The organism is Streptomyces sp. NPDC001985, from assembly GCF_040296845.1.
Taxonomy (GTDB): domain Bacteria; phylum Actinomycetota; class Actinomycetes; order Streptomycetales; family Streptomycetaceae; genus Streptomyces.
Genome location: NZ_JBEOYB010000010.1, coordinates 38,858 through 53,028, shown reverse-complemented (window position 1 = coordinate 53,028; position 14,171 = coordinate 38,858). Strand labels below are relative to the sequence as shown.

At 72.6% G+C, this 14,171-nt stretch carries 13 protein-coding genes; 4 read left to right on the top strand and 9 right to left on the bottom strand.

Translation table 11 applies throughout. The features are described 5' to 3' along the window. Positions 1 to 26: 26 nt before the first annotated feature. From ABT122_RS06625 to ABT122_RS06605, 5 genes are all read right to left on the bottom strand, one after another. A complete protein-coding gene (locus tag ABT122_RS06625) occupies positions 27 to 488 on the bottom strand; it encodes a nuclear transport factor 2 family protein (protein WP_351546361.1) in 462 nt (153 codons plus the stop codon). Between the two features lie 186 nt (positions 489 to 674). Beyond that, the gene (locus tag ABT122_RS06620; RefSeq protein WP_351546358.1) at positions 675 to 1,904 is read right to left on the bottom strand and encodes a hypothetical protein; all 1,230 of its coding nucleotides are present in this window, start codon (positions 1,902 to 1,904) and stop codon (positions 675 to 677) included. Then, on the bottom strand, positions 1,886 to 2,614 hold the full coding sequence (locus ABT122_RS06615) for an ABC transporter ATP-binding protein (protein WP_351546355.1): 729 nt from the start codon (positions 2,612 to 2,614) through the stop codon (positions 1,886 to 1,888). The genes ABT122_RS06620 and ABT122_RS06615 overlap by 19 nt, the downstream gene beginning before the upstream one ends. A 228-nt stretch (positions 2,615 to 2,842) precedes the next feature. After that, positions 2,843 to 4,222, bottom strand: a complete 1,380-nt coding sequence (locus ABT122_RS06610) for an aspartate aminotransferase family protein (RefSeq protein WP_351546352.1) — start codon at positions 4,220 to 4,222, stop codon at positions 2,843 to 2,845. Beyond that, positions 4,207 to 4,698, bottom strand: coding sequence for an Lrp/AsnC family transcriptional regulator (locus ABT122_RS06605; protein ID WP_351546349.1), 492 nt, complete (start codon positions 4,696 to 4,698; stop codon positions 4,207 to 4,209). The genes ABT122_RS06610 and ABT122_RS06605 overlap by 16 nt, the downstream gene beginning before the upstream one ends. A 218-nt stretch (positions 4,699 to 4,916) precedes the next feature. Between ABT122_RS06605 and ABT122_RS06600 the strand changes: the two genes are divergently transcribed. Beyond that, positions 4,917 to 6,356 carry a gamma-aminobutyraldehyde dehydrogenase gene (locus ABT122_RS06600; protein ID WP_351546535.1) on the top strand — a complete coding sequence of 480 codons (1,440 nt, stop codon included), beginning with the start codon at positions 4,917 to 4,919 and terminating at the stop codon, positions 6,354 to 6,356. A gap of 296 nt (positions 6,357 to 6,652) precedes the next feature. Here the strand turns inward: ABT122_RS06600 and ABT122_RS06595 are convergent, their stop codons facing one another. From ABT122_RS06595 to ABT122_RS06585, 3 genes are all read right to left on the bottom strand, one after another. After that, positions 6,653 to 7,438 (bottom strand): SAM-dependent methyltransferase, encoded by a 786-nt coding sequence (locus ABT122_RS06595; RefSeq protein ID WP_351546347.1) that lies wholly within the window; start codon positions 7,436 to 7,438, stop codon positions 6,653 to 6,655. A 52-nt stretch (positions 7,439 to 7,490) separates the two neighbouring features. Further along, the gene (locus ABT122_RS06590) at positions 7,491 to 8,195 is read right to left on the bottom strand and encodes a glycerophosphodiester phosphodiesterase (protein ID WP_351546344.1); all 705 of its coding nucleotides are present in this window, start codon (positions 8,193 to 8,195) and stop codon (positions 7,491 to 7,493) included. A 176-nt stretch (positions 8,196 to 8,371) separates the two neighbouring features. After that, positions 8,372 to 9,400, bottom strand: a complete 1,029-nt coding sequence (locus ABT122_RS06585; RefSeq protein ID WP_351546341.1) for an adenosine deaminase — start codon at positions 9,398 to 9,400, stop codon at positions 8,372 to 8,374. Positions 9,401 to 9,509: 109 nt separating this feature from the next. Between ABT122_RS06585 and ABT122_RS06580 the strand changes: the two genes are divergently transcribed. Then, complete coding sequence (locus ABT122_RS06580; protein WP_351546338.1) at positions 9,510 to 10,229, top strand: DUF4190 domain-containing protein; 720 nt, start codon at positions 9,510 to 9,512, stop codon at positions 10,227 to 10,229. A gap of 139 nt (positions 10,230 to 10,368) precedes the next feature. On the opposite strand, the gene ybiA is transcribed toward ABT122_RS06580, so the two are convergent. Further along, positions 10,369 to 10,941 (bottom strand): riboflavin biosynthesis intermediates N-glycosidase, encoded by a 573-nt coding sequence (gene ybiA / locus ABT122_RS06575; protein ID WP_351546335.1) that lies wholly within the window; start codon positions 10,939 to 10,941, stop codon positions 10,369 to 10,371. A 314-nt stretch (positions 10,942 to 11,255) separates the two neighbouring features. Here ybiA and ABT122_RS06570 point away from each other — a divergent pair, with 314 nt between their 5' ends. Then, the gene (locus tag ABT122_RS06570) at positions 11,256 to 12,761 is read left to right on the top strand and encodes a gamma-aminobutyraldehyde dehydrogenase (RefSeq protein ID WP_351546332.1); all 1,506 of its coding nucleotides are present in this window, start codon (positions 11,256 to 11,258) and stop codon (positions 12,759 to 12,761) included. A gap of 130 nt (positions 12,762 to 12,891) precedes the next feature. Then, positions 12,892 to 14,139: an ABC transporter substrate-binding protein gene (locus ABT122_RS06565; RefSeq protein WP_351546329.1), complete on the top strand. Its 1,248-nt coding sequence runs from the start codon at positions 12,892 to 12,894 to the stop codon at positions 14,137 to 14,139. Positions 14,140 to 14,171 lie beyond the last annotated feature (32 nt).

The following is a 14,171-nucleotide window of genomic DNA, read 5'->3' as shown; positions in this document are numbered from 1 at the left end:
CCGCTCCGGTCCGGTCCTCGGCCCGGTCAGCCGGGAGTGCAGGCCGCCGCGATGGCGAGGGCGTCCTCGACGACGTGGTAGCGGACGATCAGACCGTCGCGGACCGTGAGACCCAGGGTGAAGGGGGAGGCGAACGGTTTCCCGGTCGCGTGGACCGTGCCCGCCAGCCGGCCGCTGAGCAGGGCGTCCTCCCCGTCCACCGTGATCGCGTCGACGCTGGTGCCCTCCGGGTCGGCCCGCCGGCCCTCGGCCAGCTCACGGAAGTGGCCGGCCACATCGGCGCGGGTGCGGCGCGGGCGAATCCAGGGGACGGCCGGGTTCTCGGCGATCGTCCAGGCGACCTCGGGGGCGAACAGCGCGGCGATCCGCTCGGGGTCGCCCTCCTGGGTCCGGGCCAGGAACTCCAGCACGGCGGCCCGGGTGCGGTCCGCGGTGTCCGGGCGGGGAAGCGCGCCGGTACGGGCGGGTGTGCGTGTGTCGATGGTCATGGGGTCCCCTCGGGTCGCCGGTCCGGGTCGGGTCCGGACGGTCGTCGCCGGGCCGGGCCGGTCGCCGCGGACCGGCTCCCGGCCCCGTGCCGGGCTGGTGCGCACGATCCTGCCGTGCGGTACGGGGACGGTCGATGACCTCGGAGGTCATGCCCCGGGTCCGGGTGCCCCGCCCGCCCCGGTGGATCAGCGGATCAGCGGCATCGCGGCCAGTGTCGCCACCGCCCAGGTCAGCGGCGCGAGCACGGCCACCAGCACCAGCACCCGCAGCAGCGCCGCCAGCCGCAGGGCGTTCGCGGGGGCGCCGAGGCGGCGCAGTTCCCGGCTCGCGTCCGAGCGGGACTGGCGCGCCTCCACGGCCGAGGTGAGCAGGGTCGCGGTCGTACAGGCGACGACCAGCCCCGCGCCGAGGCCGGTCAGCGGACCGAAGGGGTGCGCCTCGGTCCCGTACAGCGTCCGGGCCGTGATCACGGCCGAGGCGACGGCGCAGACCACGCCCAGCGGGCGGCCGATCCGGCGGGCCTCCTCCATCAGGATGCGGCCGGCCAGCAGCCGGACGGCGCCGGGGCGCGCCGCCTGGAGGAGGCGTCCGCAGAAGTGGGTGAGGGCGGGTCCGGCGACCGCGAGGCCCACGGCGGTGAGCGCCCAGCCCACCAGTACCCCGGCCGGGTGGGCGTCGAACCCGCTGGGCAGCGGGAGCGCCACGGCGGTGCCGCCCCGGGCCGCGTAGGTGCCGACCGCCAGGCCCGCGGTGGTGAGCGCGCACCCCCAGGGCAGCCCGCCGGGCGGCCGGGTCCCCACCGGCGCGGACACCTCCCCGAACCCCTCGCCCGCGCCGGAGGCGGAACCGGGGCCCGGGACCGGTCCCGGACCGGTCCCCGGCCCGGTCGCCGCTTCGGGGCCGCAGGGCCGTCCGCGCAGCGCCAGAGCGGTGGCGGCCGTCGCGGTGAGCGGGGCGAGGGCCAGCAGAGTCAGCGCCGCCCCCAGCGGCAGCGGCTCCCCGGAGGCGAGCGGCCCGGCCGCCGCCCCGTCGAACGGAAGCCCGGTGAGATCGCCCCGCAGATGGAGGAAGAGCAGCAGCGCGAGCGCGCTGCCGAGCGCCCCGGCCACGGCGGTGGAGGCCGCGGCCAGCGCGGCGAGCCGGCCGGGCCCGAGCCCGAAGGCGGAGAGTCCGGTACGGGGGCGGGTGGCCGGGTCCGTACGGGCCACCACCACCGCGAAGTGCGCCGTCGCGGCCAGCGGTACGGCACACCAGGCGAGCCGCGGCAGCGAGGCGCCGGGGTCGCCGGGGTGGGCGAGGGCGTACGTCAGTGAGCAGAGCAGCAGAAAGCCCACGCCTCCCGAGGCCGCCGCCACCAGCAGCCGGCGCAGCAGGACGACGGGGTGGCCGCCACGGACTAGACGGAGAGCGAGCACTCGGCCTGGCCTTCCGCGTCGGCGGCGTCCGGCGAACCCACCCGCCGGCCGTCCGCGAGGGTGATCGTCCGGTCGGCGAGCGCCCCGGTCTCGGGGTCGCAGGTGGCCAGGACGACGGTGATCCGGTGCGAGCGGGCCACGGCCAGCAGGGTCCGCAGCACCAGGGCCCGGTCCGCGCGGTGCAGGGTGGCCGTCGGCTCGTCCGCGAACAGCACCGGCGGGAGCGCGATCAGCGCCCGCGCGGTGGCGGCCCGCTGGCGCTGCGGCTGGGTGAGGGCGTACGGCCGCAGCGGGGCGCACGCGCCGACGTCCAGCCGGTCCAGCCCCTCCAGCGCGGCGGCCCTGGCCCGGCGGGGGGAGGCGCCGCGCAGCAGCAGCGGCAGCGCGACGTTCTCCCAGACGGTCAGCTCCGGGACGAGCGAGGGCTCGGGGCCGATCCAGCCGAAGTGCTCCCGCCGCAGCCGTTCGCGCTGGAGCGCGGAGAGCGTGTGCACGGCGGTGCTGTGGAACCACACCTCGCCGTCGTCGGCGACGGTCTGGCCGGAGAGGCAGTGCAGGAGTGTGGTCTTACCGCTGCCCCGGGGCCCGCACACGGCGAGGATCTCGCCCTCCCGCACACCGAGCGAGACTCCGGCGAGCGCGGGCGACCCGGCGGGGGAGTGGTGGAGGGAGCGTGCCCAGAGCGCGTCGTTGTCCGGCGGGGCCACCATGGCGTACACCTCGGTTCTGATCAGATTCGCCGTCCCCCGTACGGGGGAACGACGTCAGGGCTGATCGGTCACTCGCACGCTAGGCAGCCGGATGCGGGGTCCCGGTAACCACACGGCCCGGGTACGCGCCATCCACTCGGATGGGCGTACCCGGGCCGTGGCACGACGGGGGTGCGGCGGGGCCGGAGCCCGCTCCCGGGGCGGAGCGGAGTCCGGCCGGGGGCGGGGTCAGAGCTTGGTCCAGGCCTCCGTGAGGACGGTCCGCAGCACCTGCTCGATCTCGTCGAACGTCGTCTGGTCGGCGACCAGCGGCGGCGCGAGCTGGATGACCGGGTCGCCGCGGTCGTCGGCCCGGCAGTACAGACCGTTCTCGTACAGCGCCTTGGAGAGGAAGCCGTACAGCACGCGCTCCGTCTCCTCGTCGGTGAAGGTCTCCTTGGTGGCCTTGTCCTTCACCAGCTCGATGCCGTAGAAGAAGCCGTTGCCGCGGACATCGCCGACGATCGGCAGGTCGTACAGCTTCTCCAGGGTGGCCCGGAAGGCGTCCTCGTTGTCCAGGACGTGCTGGTTGAGGCCCTCGCGCTCGAAGATGTCGAGGTTGGCGACGCCGACGGCGGCGGAGACGGGGTGGCCGCCGAAGGTGTAGCCGTGCAGGAAGGTGTTGTCGCCCTTGTAGAACGGCTCGGCGAGCCGGTCGGAGATGATGCAGGCGCCGATCGGGGAGTAGCCCGACGTCATGCCCTTGGCGCAGGTGATCATGTCCGGGATGTAGCCGAACTTGTCACAGGCGAAGGTCGTGCCGAGGCGGCCGAAGGCGCAGATGACCTCGTCCGACACGAGCAGGACGTCGTACTGGTCGCAGATCTCGCGGACGCGCTGGAAGTAGCCGGGCGGCGGCGGGAAGCAGCCGCCGGCGTTCTGCACCGGCTCCAGGAAGACGGCCGCGACGGTCTCGGGGCCCTCGAAGAGGATCTCCTGCTCGATCTGGTCGGCGGCCCAGCGGCCGAAGGCCTCGGGGTCGTCGCCGTGTATCGGGGCGCGGTAGATGTTGGTGTTGGGCACCTTGTGCGCGCCGGGGACCAGCGGCTCGAAGGGGGCCTTCAGCGCGGGCAGGCCGGTGATGGACAGGGCGCCCTGCGGGGTGCCGTGGTAGGCGACCGCACGCGAGATGACCTTGTACTTGGTGTGGTGGCCCTTCAGCTTCCAGTACTGCTTGGCGAGCTTCCAGGCGGTCTCGACCGCCTCGCCGCCGCCGGTGGTGAAGAAGACCTTGTTCAGGTCGCCGGGGGCCTCGTGCGCGAGGCGCTCGGCCAGCTCGACGGCCTTGGGGTGGGCATAGGACCAGATCGGGAAGAAGGCCAGCTCCTGGGCCTGCTTGTAGGCGGTCTCCGCCAGCTCGACCCGGCCGTGGCCCGCGTTGACCACGAAGAGGCCGGCCAGGCCGTCGATGTAGCGCTTGCCCTTGTCGTCGAAGATATAGGTGCCCTCACCGCGGACGATGGTGGGCACGGGGGAGTTCTCGTACGACGACATGCGGGTGAAGTGCATCCACAGGTGGTCGTAGGCGGTCTTGGAGAGGTCCTGGCTCACGGCTATCGGGTTCCCCACATGTAGGTCTGCTTCTTGAGCTTGAGGTAGACGAAGCTCTCGGTGGACCGCACACCGGGGAGTGCGCGAATCCGTTTGTTGATCACTTCGAGGAGGTGGTCGTCGTCCTCGCAGACGACCTCCACCATCAGGTCGAAGGAGCCCGCGGTCATCACCACGTACTCGCATTCGGCCATGGCGGTCAGCGCCTCCGCGACCGGGTCGAGGTCGCCCTCGACCTGGATGCCCACCATCGCCTGACGCCGGAAACCCACGGTGAGCGGGTCGGTGACGGCGACGATCTGCATCACGCCCTGGTCGAGCAGCTTCTGGACGCGCTGCCGCACCGCCGCTTCGGAGAGGCCCACGGCCTTGCCGATCGCGGCGTAGGGACGGCGCCCGTCCTCCTGGAGCTGCTCGATGATCGCGAGGGAGACGGCGTCGATCGTCGGGGACGACCCGTTCCCTGTCCTGGAGTCTGCGCTTCGACTGGCCACAAACTCACCATGCACCGGGAGTCGTCCGTCGTGCAAGCCCTGAGCGATGAAATTCGTTGTTGAAGACATTGAATATTGCTGAATCCGCAGGTGCAACGGGTCGGGCCTGTCGAAAGCGTCACTCTTGGCGCTAGGGTGGGCCTTCTCGGGTGTATGTGTCTCACCCATTGGACCCGCACCCATCGGACCCACGGAGAACAGACAGGAGGGTGGCCACAGTGACCACCGAGCTGCGTCGTCTGCGCAACTACATCAACGGGGAGTTCCGGGACGCCGCCGACGGGCGGACGATCGACGTCATCAACCCGGCCACCGGCGAGGTCTACGCCGTCTCCCCGCTCTCCGGGGACGCCGACGTCGACGCGGCCATGGAGGCCGCCGAGGCCGCCTTCCCCGCCTGGCGGGACACCACCCCCGCCGAGCGCCAGAAGGTGCTTCTCAAGATCGCGGACGCGTTCGAGGAGCGCGCCGAGGACCTGATCGCCACCGAGTCGGAGAACACCGGCAAGCCGCTGGAGCTGGTCCGCACCGAGGAGGTCCCCCCGATGGTGGACCAGATCCGGTTCTTCGCGGGCGCGGCCCGGATGCTGGAGGGGCGCTCCGCCGGTGAGTACATGGAGGGCTTCACCTCCATGATCCGCCGCGAGCCGGTCGGTGTCTGCGCGCAGGTCGCGCCGTGGAACTACCCGATGATGATGGCCGTGTGGAAATTCGCCCCGGCGCTGGCCGCGGGCAACACCGTGGTGCTCAAGCCCTCGGACACCACCCCCGCCTCCACCGTGCTGATCGCCGAGATCATCGGCGCGATCGTGCCCCAGGGCGTCTTCAACGTCATCTGCGGCGACCGCGAGACGGGCCGCGCGATGGTCGAGCACCCGACCCCGGCCATGGCCTCCATCACCGGGTCGGTCCGCGCGGGCGTCCAGGTCGCCGCCTCCGCCGCCAAGGACGTCAAGCGCGTCCACCTGGAGCTGGGCGGCAAGGCCCCGGTCGTGGTCTTCGAGGACACCGACATCGCCAAGGCCACCGAGGAGATCGCGGTCGCGGGGTACTTCAACGCGGGCCAGGACTGTACGGCCGCCACCCGGGTGCTCGTCCACGAGTCCATCCACGACGAGTTCGTGGCCGCGCTCGCCAAGGCCGCCGCCGAGACCAGGACCGGCGCGCCGGACGACGAGGACGTGCTCTACGGCCCGCTGAACAACGCCGGCCAGCTCGCCCAGGTCTCCGGCTTCATCGAGCGGCTGCCGGCCCACGCCAAGGTCGAGGCGGGCGGCCACCGGGTCGGCGAGAAGGGGTACTTCTACGCCCCGACCGTCGTCTCCGGGCTCCGGCAGGACGACGAGATCATCCAGAACGAGGTCTTCGGGCCGGTGATCACCGTTCAGTCCTTCGCCGACGAGGCGCAGGCGCTGGAGTGGGCCAACGGGGTGGAGTTCGCCCTCGCGTCCTCGGTCTGGACGAAGGACCACGGCCGGGCCATGCGGATGTCGAAGGCGCTCGACTTCGGCTGTGTCTGGATCAACACCCACATCCCGCTGGTGGCGGAGATGCCCCACGGCGGCTTCAAGAAGTCGGGGTACGGCAAGGACCTGTCGGCGTACGGCTTCGACGACTACACCCGTGTCAAGCACGTGATGACCGCGCTCGACGCCTGAGGCGCACGGACGGCGCCGGGCGGCCCACCGCCGCGCGGGCGCCGCGCCGGAAGGGGCGGGGGCTCACCGCCGGGAAGTCCCGGCGGTGAGGCCCCGCCCCTTCCGCGCGCAGGACGGTTCGGGGCCCGCCCTGCCGACGGCCGGGGTTCGCCGTGCCCGACGGCTCCGGGTCCCGCCGTGCCCGCCGCCGGGGTTCGCCGCGCCTGCCGGCCGGCGCCCGCCGTGCCCGATGGTTCCGGGTCCCGCCGCGCCTGCGGCCGGGGTTCGCCGCGCCCGCCGCCGGGGCCCGTGCCGCGTTACGGCTTGAGTCCCACCACGCCGTACTGCGCCACCAGGGGCGGTTCCTCCCCCGCTGTGCCCGGGCGCCAGCGCGAGCAGGAGACCAGACCGGGCTCCAGCACCTCCAGCCCCTCCAGGAACGAGGCGATCTCCTCGCCGGTGCGCGCGGTGATCGGCGGGGTCGCGTTCTCGTTCCAGAACGCCATCGCCTCCGCGTTGCCCTCGCCCCCCAGCTCCAGCGTCGGATGCGTCAGCACCAGGGCGCTGCCGGAGGGGACCGAGGCCATCAGGGTGCGGACGATGGAGCGGGCCTCGTCGGTGTCCAGCACGAAGTTGAGAATCCCGAGCATGATCACCGCCACCGGCCGGCCGAGGTCCAGCGTCGGGGTGACCGCGCGCAGAATCCCCTCCGGGTCGTGGGCGTCCGCGTCCAGATACTCGGTCGAGCCCTCGGGCGAGCTGGTGAGCAGCGCGCGGGCGTGCGCCAGCACGATCGGATCGTTGTCGACATAGACGATCCGGGACTCCGGCGCGATGCGCTGGGCCACCTCATGGGTGTTCTCGGCGGTCGGCAGCCCCGTACCGATGTCCAGGAACTGCCGTATGCCGCGCTCGGCGGTCAGATGGCCCACCACCCGGCCCAGGAACGCCCGATCGGCGCGGGCGACCTCGCCGATGCTGGGATAGAGACCGGTGATGTGGTCGCCGACCGTGCGGTCGACCGGGTAGTTGTCCTTCCCGTGCAGCCAGTGGTTCCAGACTCTGGCGTTGTGGGCGACGTCGGTGCGAATCCTGTCGTTCATCAGTGCTCCTCGGCCGGGGTACAGGGCCCGGCGGTCCATCATGCCGGAAGGATCAAGGACGCCGGTCCGGGGCGCCGAGCACCGAGCGCAGGGTGTCCACCCGGTTGGTGGTGATCGAGTCGACGCCCGCCCGGACCAGTGACCGCATGGTGCGCCGCGTGTCCGCCGTCCACGCGGAGACGAGCATTCCGTCGCCGTGGACCCGGTCCACGAGAGCCCGGCCGACCAGACCGAAGCGGTAGTTGAGCGTACGGGGACGGAGCGCGTCCAGCAGGACGGGGCGCGGCGGGGCCAGCGAGGTCCATGTCAGGGCGATCTCGGCGGCGGGGTCGGCGGCGCGCACCGCGAGCATGGTGGCCGGGCCCGCGCAGTAGTACGCGCGCTCCGCCGCGCCGTGGTCGTGGACGGCGCCGACCACCCTCCGCACGGTCTCGGGCGTGGCGCCGGGGAGGTCGATCATCACCCGGCAGCCGCCGAGCCCCTCCAGGGTCCGCAGCGCCTCCTCCAGGGTCGGCACCCCGCCGGCGGTCAGCCCCGCCACCTCGGCACGGGAGAGCCGCGCCAGCGGGCGGTCGTGGCCCCAGAGCCGCTTCAGTGTGGAGTCGTGCAACAGCACGGGGACTCCGTCGGCGGTGAGCCGCACATCGATCTCCACCGCGTCCGCGCCCCGGGCGGCGGCGGAGCGGAGGGAGGGGAGGGTGTTCTCACGGACGAGGTACGGATCGCCTCGGTGGCCTACGGCGGTGACGGTACGCATGGCTCCCATTGTTCACCGCGGGCCCCGGGGCGGCGGGGCCGACGACGGGACCGGCGGCGGGTCCGGGGCGCGGACCCGGGCGGACCCTGCGGGTCCGGGGCGCGGACCCGGGGCGGACCCTGCGGACCCGGGGCGGGTCAGCCCCGGGGCCGCGGGTGGCCTCCGGCCGGGGCCCGTCAGCGGCCGGCGAGCCAGGACGCCGTGTAGGTGTCGATCTCCCCGGCGATCCTCGCCTTGCCCGCCGGGTCGAGGAAGGACGCGTGCACCGCGTTCTTGGCCAGCTCCGCCACACCGCGCTCGTCGAGATCGAGCAGCCGGGCCGCCACCGCGTACTCGTTGTTCAGATCGGTGCCGAACATCGGGGGGTCGTCGCTGTTGATCGTCACCAGCACACCGGCCGCGACCATCTCCCGGACCGGGTGCCGGTCGAGGTCGGTCACGGCCCGGGTGGCCAGATTGGAGGTGGGGCAGACCTCCAGCGGGATGCGCCGCTCGGCGAGATGGGCCAGCAGCGCCGGGTCCTGCGCGGCGGTGGTGCCATGGCCGATGCGCTCGGCCCCCAGCTCCTGGAGCGCGTCCCAGATCGTCTGCGGTCCGGTGGTCTCCCCGGCGTGCGGCACGGAGTGCAGCCCGGCCGCGATGGCCCGGTCGAAGTACGGCTTGAACTGCGGCCTGGGCACACCGATCTCCGGCCCGCCGAGCCCGAAGGAGACCAGCCCCTCGGGGCGCAGGTCCAGCGCCAGCCGGGTGGTCTCTTCGGCGGCTTCGAGCCCCGCCTCGCCCGGGATGTCGAAACACCAGCGCAGGACGACGCCCAACTCGGCCTCGGCGGCCTTCCGGGCGTCCTCGATCGCCTCCATGAAGGCCCGCTCCTCGATGCCCCGGCGGGTGGAGCTGAAGGGGGTGACGGTCAGCTCCGCGTAGCGGACGTTCTGCCGGGCCATGTCGCGGGCCACCTCGAAGGTGAGCAGCCGTACGTCCTCCGGGGTGCGGATCAGGCTCACCACCGAGAGATAGACCTCGATGAAGTGCGCGAAGTCGGTGAAGGTGAAGTAGTCCGCGAGCGCCTCGGGGTCGGTGGGGACCCGGGAATCGGGGTGGTGGGCCGCCAGCTCGGCGACGATGCGCGGGGAGGCCGAGCCGACATGGTGCACATGCAGTTCGGCCTTGGGGAGTCCCTCGATGAAGGGGCGCAGGTCGGTCATCGGGTCCTCCGGGTGCGATCGGTCGTTCGATTAGGGGATCATCGTAGGCGGGCGGTACTCCGTGGAGCGCAGGCTTTAGCATGACCGGACCACGAACGGGGGAACAGCAGTGTCAGACCAGCAGTCCCAGCCGCCGGGCACGCCCGAGCCGCTCGACCGTGATCCCTGGGCGCCGCCGCAGCAGGGCGGAGCCCCTCAGCACGGTGACACCCCGCAGAACACGCCGTGGCCCGGCGGGAGCGGCACCACCCGGCCCGATGTGCCGCTGGAGACGCCGGGGGCCGCGCCCGCCGCCCCGTATGTGCACCAGCAGCCCACCGTCACGTCCATGCCCGGGGCCGGCACCGGCGCGGTACCGCCGCCGCCCACCGCACCCGGTGGCTGGTCCCAGCCCCAGCCGGGGGCCGTTCCCTTCGGACACACCACCGCTCCCCTCCCTCCCTACGGCGGGGGCTATCCGGCCCACCCCGGCTACCAGGGCTATCCGCCGAGCGGCTGGCAGCCGCCGGTCGCCCCGTCGAACGGGATGGGGGTCGCGTCCCTGGTGCTCGGCATCCTCGCCGTCACCTTCTTCTGCCTCTGGGGTGTTCCCGGGGTCCTCTTCGGCGGTCTCGCGCTGATCTTCGGCATCATCGGACGCAGGCGTCATCGGCGTGGCGAGGCCGACAACGGCGGGGTGGCGCTCGCGGGCATCATCCTGGGCTCCATCGGGCTGGCGCTCGGCACCGCGTTCCTCGCGCTGACCGTCTGGGGACTGTCCATGGACGCGGACTCCTCCGTGGAGGACCCGTGGTACGGCGCGGGCGGTGGCCTCTCCACCACCTGGTGACAGCCGCGCCCCCGCGCCGCCGGGCCCGGGCCGGGGGATCGCGCTCGGACCGGTCGCGGTCGCGCTCGCGCCGTGCCGCCGGTTCGGTCCGTGCCGCCGGTTTGGTACGGGCCCCCGGGTTCGGTACGTGCCTCCGCGCTCAGACCGTGTCGGCGGCGCGGCCCCGCAGCTCCTGTCTCGCCTCCATCAGCGCGAACCCCAGCAGATTCAGCCCCAGCCAGCGGGCCGGATCATGCGCCCGCTCATCGGCCGCGGCCAGCCCGATGCCCCACACCCGGTCGGTCGGGCTGGCCTCGACCAGCACCCGGTCCCCGGTGGCGAGCAGAAACGTCCGCAGCCCGGCGTGCTGACCGAACTTGTGGACGCTGCCCGAGCGCACGGTCGCGAACCGCTCGCGCTCCCACACCGCCTCGTCGAAATCGCGCACCAGACGCCCGGCCTTCTTGGCCTCGGCCGGGGTCCGCGCGGCGAGCACCCGCTCCTCCGCCTCCGCGTCGCCGAACAGCCGGGCCTTGGCCGCCATCATCCAGTGCTCCGCCGTCGGGTACCGCACGCCGTCGACCACGAACGGTGAGGGCCACCACTGGCTGAGGCAGCTCGCGCCGATCCGCCCGTCCCGCCGCGGGGCATGGCCCCAGAAGTACAGATACCTGATCCGCTCACCCGTGCTGACCTGGCGGATCAGCTCATGTGCCGACGTGTGATTCCCCATGCACGCGAGTCTCGCATCCACCACTGACACTCCGTACGGTCCATGACCCGCCGACACGACAGATGGTCGACCGATTCCGTCGCGTAACCAAAAGGCAACTACGGAATCACTTGTTGGCGAACAGGTGCTCTGTCAGGATCGGCAATCAATTCCGGCCGGAACAACGGCGGCCGACAGGCCGGCCGCCGCACGGGCACGGCGGACGAGCGGGAACCGCAAGAGCAGAGCAAGCGACAAGAACCAGCAAGAACCGGTAAGAACCAGCAAAGAACTGGCAAGAACCGACAAGAGCGACCAGAACAACGGAGAGCGTCATGGGCAACGGCGACCACGGTCTCGACCGCTTCGCGGACGGCGCGCAGTACACCGGCGGGCGGCTGAGGCCCGGCACCTCGGGGCGCACCCAGGACATCGTCGACCCCGCCACCGGAGCGAGGCTCCTCGGCTACGCCCTGGCGGGCGCGGACGATGTCGACACGGCCGTCGCCGCCGCCCGCGCGGCCTTCCCCGGGTGGGCGGGAGCCACCCCGGGCGAGCGCTCCGACGCCCTGCACCGCTTCGCCTCCGTCCTCGCCGGCCGGGCCGGGGAGCTCGCCCGCACCGAGTCCCTCCAGTGCGGGAAGCCGCTCCGGCTCAGCGCCGGGTTCGACGTCCCCGGCACCATCGACAACACCGCCTTCTTCGCGGGCGCGGCCCGCCGGCTCCAGGGGCAGTCGGCCGGTGAGTACAGCGGCGACCACACCTCCTACGTACGTCGTGAACCGATCGGGGTCATCGGCTCCATCGCGCCCTGGAACTATCCGCTCCAGATGGCGGCCTGGAAGATCCTCCCGGCCATCGCCGCGGGCAACACCGTCGTCCTCAAACCGGCCGAGACCACCCCGCTGACCTCGCTGATGTTCGCCCAGGCCGCGACGGACGCGGGCATCCCGGACGGCGTGGTCAACGTGGTCTCCGGCGCGGGACGGGAGGCGGGCGAGCGGCTCGTCACCCACCCCGATGTCGCCATGGTCTCCTTCACCGGCTCCACCGCCGTCGGCCGCCGGGTCGCGGCGCTCGCCGCCGCCACCGCGAAACGCCTCCACCTCGAACTCGGCGGCAAGGCCCCCTTCGTCGTCTTCGACGACGCCGACCCCGCCGCCGCCGTCCGGGGCGCGGTCGCCGGCGCGCTGATCAACTCCGGCCAGGACTGCACCGCCGCCACCCGCGTCTACATCCAGCGCCCGCTGTACGACGAGGTGATGGCGGGGATCGCCGATGTCATGGCCACGGTCAGGGTCGGCGACCCGTTCGACCCCGCGACCGATCTGGGGCCGCTGGTCTCGCATGTCCAGCGCGACCGGGTGGCGGGCTTCGTGGAGCGGGCGCGCGGCTACGCGCGGGTGGTCACCGGCGGCACGGCGCCCGGCAACGGGGGCGCCTACTACGCGCCGACGCTGATCGCGGACGCGGCCCAGGACAGCGAGATCGTCCAGTCCGAGGTCTTCGGCCCGGTCCTCGCCGTGCTCCCCTTCGACGCGGACGACGAGGGCATCGCGCTCGCCAACGACACCCCCTACGGCCTCGCCGCCTCCGCCTGGACCCGCGATGTCTTCCGCGCCAACCGCGCCACCCGGGAGCTGCGGGCCGGCTGCGTCTGGATCAACGACCACATCCCGATCATCAGCGAGATGCCGCACGGCGGGTATGGCGCCTCCGGCTACGGCAAGGACATGTCGGTGTACTCCTTCGACGAGTACACGCAGGTCAAGCATGTGATGTTCGACAACACCGCAGCCGTGCGCAAGGACTGGCACCGCACCGTCCTCGGCGACCGCTGACCCCTCTGCCCTCCCACCCTCCGCCCCCACCTCAGGGCCCCCACCCCACCCCACCCCGGCCCCACCCGGCGACCGCACCGCACCCGTCCCGTCCCGCAAGGGCGCACCGCATCCCGAAAGGCCACCGATCATGTATCCGTACGAGCCCGACGGCCCCGCCCCGGCCCACCTGGCGGCGGTACGGCGCAGCCTCACCACGGGCCGGGGGGCCCTCACCCGCCGCTCGCTGCTGCGCGCCACCGGCACCGGCGCCCTCACCCTCGCCGGACTCACCACCCTCGCCGCCTGCGGCATCCCGCCCGCCAAGCGCGAGGGCGGGGCCGAGTCCTCCGACGACCACTCGGCCGAGGAGAAGGAGGTGATCTTCTCCAACTGGACCGAGTACATGGACATCGGCGAGGACAAGAAGAGCCGCCCCACCCTCGGCGACTTCACCCGGCGCACCGGCATCAGGGTCAAGTACACCGAGGACATCAACGACAACGTCGAATTCTTCGGAAAGATCCAGCCGCAGCTCGCGGCCGGCCAGCCCACCGGCCGGGACCTGATCTGTGTCACCGACTGGCTCGCCGCCCGGATGATCCGCCTCGGCTGGGTCCAGCGGCTCGACGCCTCGCTGCTGCCCCACGCGTACACCCATCTCTCCCCCCAGTTCCGCAACCCCGACTGGGACCCGGGCCGCGCCCACTCGTACCCCTGGACCGGGATCTCCACCGTCATCGCCTACAACACCCGGGCGACCGGAGGGAAGAAGGTCGACTCCGTCAGCCAGCTGCTGGACGACCCCTCTCTCAAAGGGCGGGTCGGCTTCCTCACCGAGATGCGCGACACCGTCGGGATGACCCTGCTGGACCTCGGCAAGGACCCGGGGAAGTTCACCGACGCCGACTACGACGAGGCGATCGGGCGGCTCCAGAAGGGTGTGGACCGCAAGCAGATCCGGCGGTTCACCGGCAACGACTACACCTCGGACCTGGACAAGGGGGATCTGGCGGCCTGTATCGCCTGGGCCGGCGATGTCATCCAGCTCCGGGCCGGCAACCCGGACATCGCCTTCGCGATACCCGAGGCCGGCTATGTCACCTCCAGCGACAACCTCCTCGTGCCGGCCGGTGCCAGACACCGGGCGAACGCCACCCGGCTCATCGACCACTACTACCGGCTCCCGGTCGCCGCCCGGCTCGCCGCGTACATCAACTACGTCTGCCCGGTCGCGGGAGTCGGCGCCGAGCTGGCGAAGATCGATCCCGCCCTCGCCCGCAACACCCTGATCGTCCCGGACCGGGCCATGGCCGCGAAGTCCCATGCCTTCCGCTCGCTGAGCACCGCGGAGGAGAAGGCGTACGAAGAGAAGTTCGCCACCCTCATCGGCGCCTGACCCCCTCTCCCCGTCCACCGCTACCCCTGGGA

What these genes read in the sequence shown, in the direction of transcription:
- ABT122_RS06590 (WP_351546344.1), bottom strand. Translation starts at nt 8,195, where the DNA reads ATGCGTACCGTCACCGCCGTAGGCCACCGAGGCGATCCGTACCTCGTC.
- ybiA (WP_351546335.1), bottom strand. Translation starts at nt 10,941, where the DNA reads ATGGGGAATCACACGTCGGCACATGAGCTGATCCGCCAGGTCAGCACG.
- ABT122_RS06585 (WP_351546341.1), bottom strand. Translation starts at nt 9,400, where the DNA reads ATGACCGACCTGCGCCCCTTCATCGAGGGACTCCCCAAGGCCGAACTG.
- ABT122_RS06595 (WP_351546347.1), bottom strand. Translation starts at nt 7,438, where the DNA reads ATGAACGACAGGATTCGCACCGACGTCGCCCACAACGCCAGAGTCTGG.
- ABT122_RS06565 (WP_351546329.1), top strand. Translation starts at nt 12,892, where the DNA reads ATGTATCCGTACGAGCCCGACGGCCCCGCCCCGGCCCACCTGGCGGCG.
- ABT122_RS06615 (WP_351546355.1), bottom strand. Translation starts at nt 2,614, where the DNA reads ATGGTGGCCCCGCCGGACAACGACGCGCTCTGGGCACGCTCCCTCCAC.
- ABT122_RS06570 (WP_351546332.1), top strand. Translation starts at nt 11,256, where the DNA reads ATGGGCAACGGCGACCACGGTCTCGACCGCTTCGCGGACGGCGCGCAG.
- ABT122_RS06625 (WP_351546361.1), bottom strand. Translation starts at nt 488, where the DNA reads ATGACCATCGACACACGCACACCCGCCCGTACCGGCGCGCTTCCCCGC.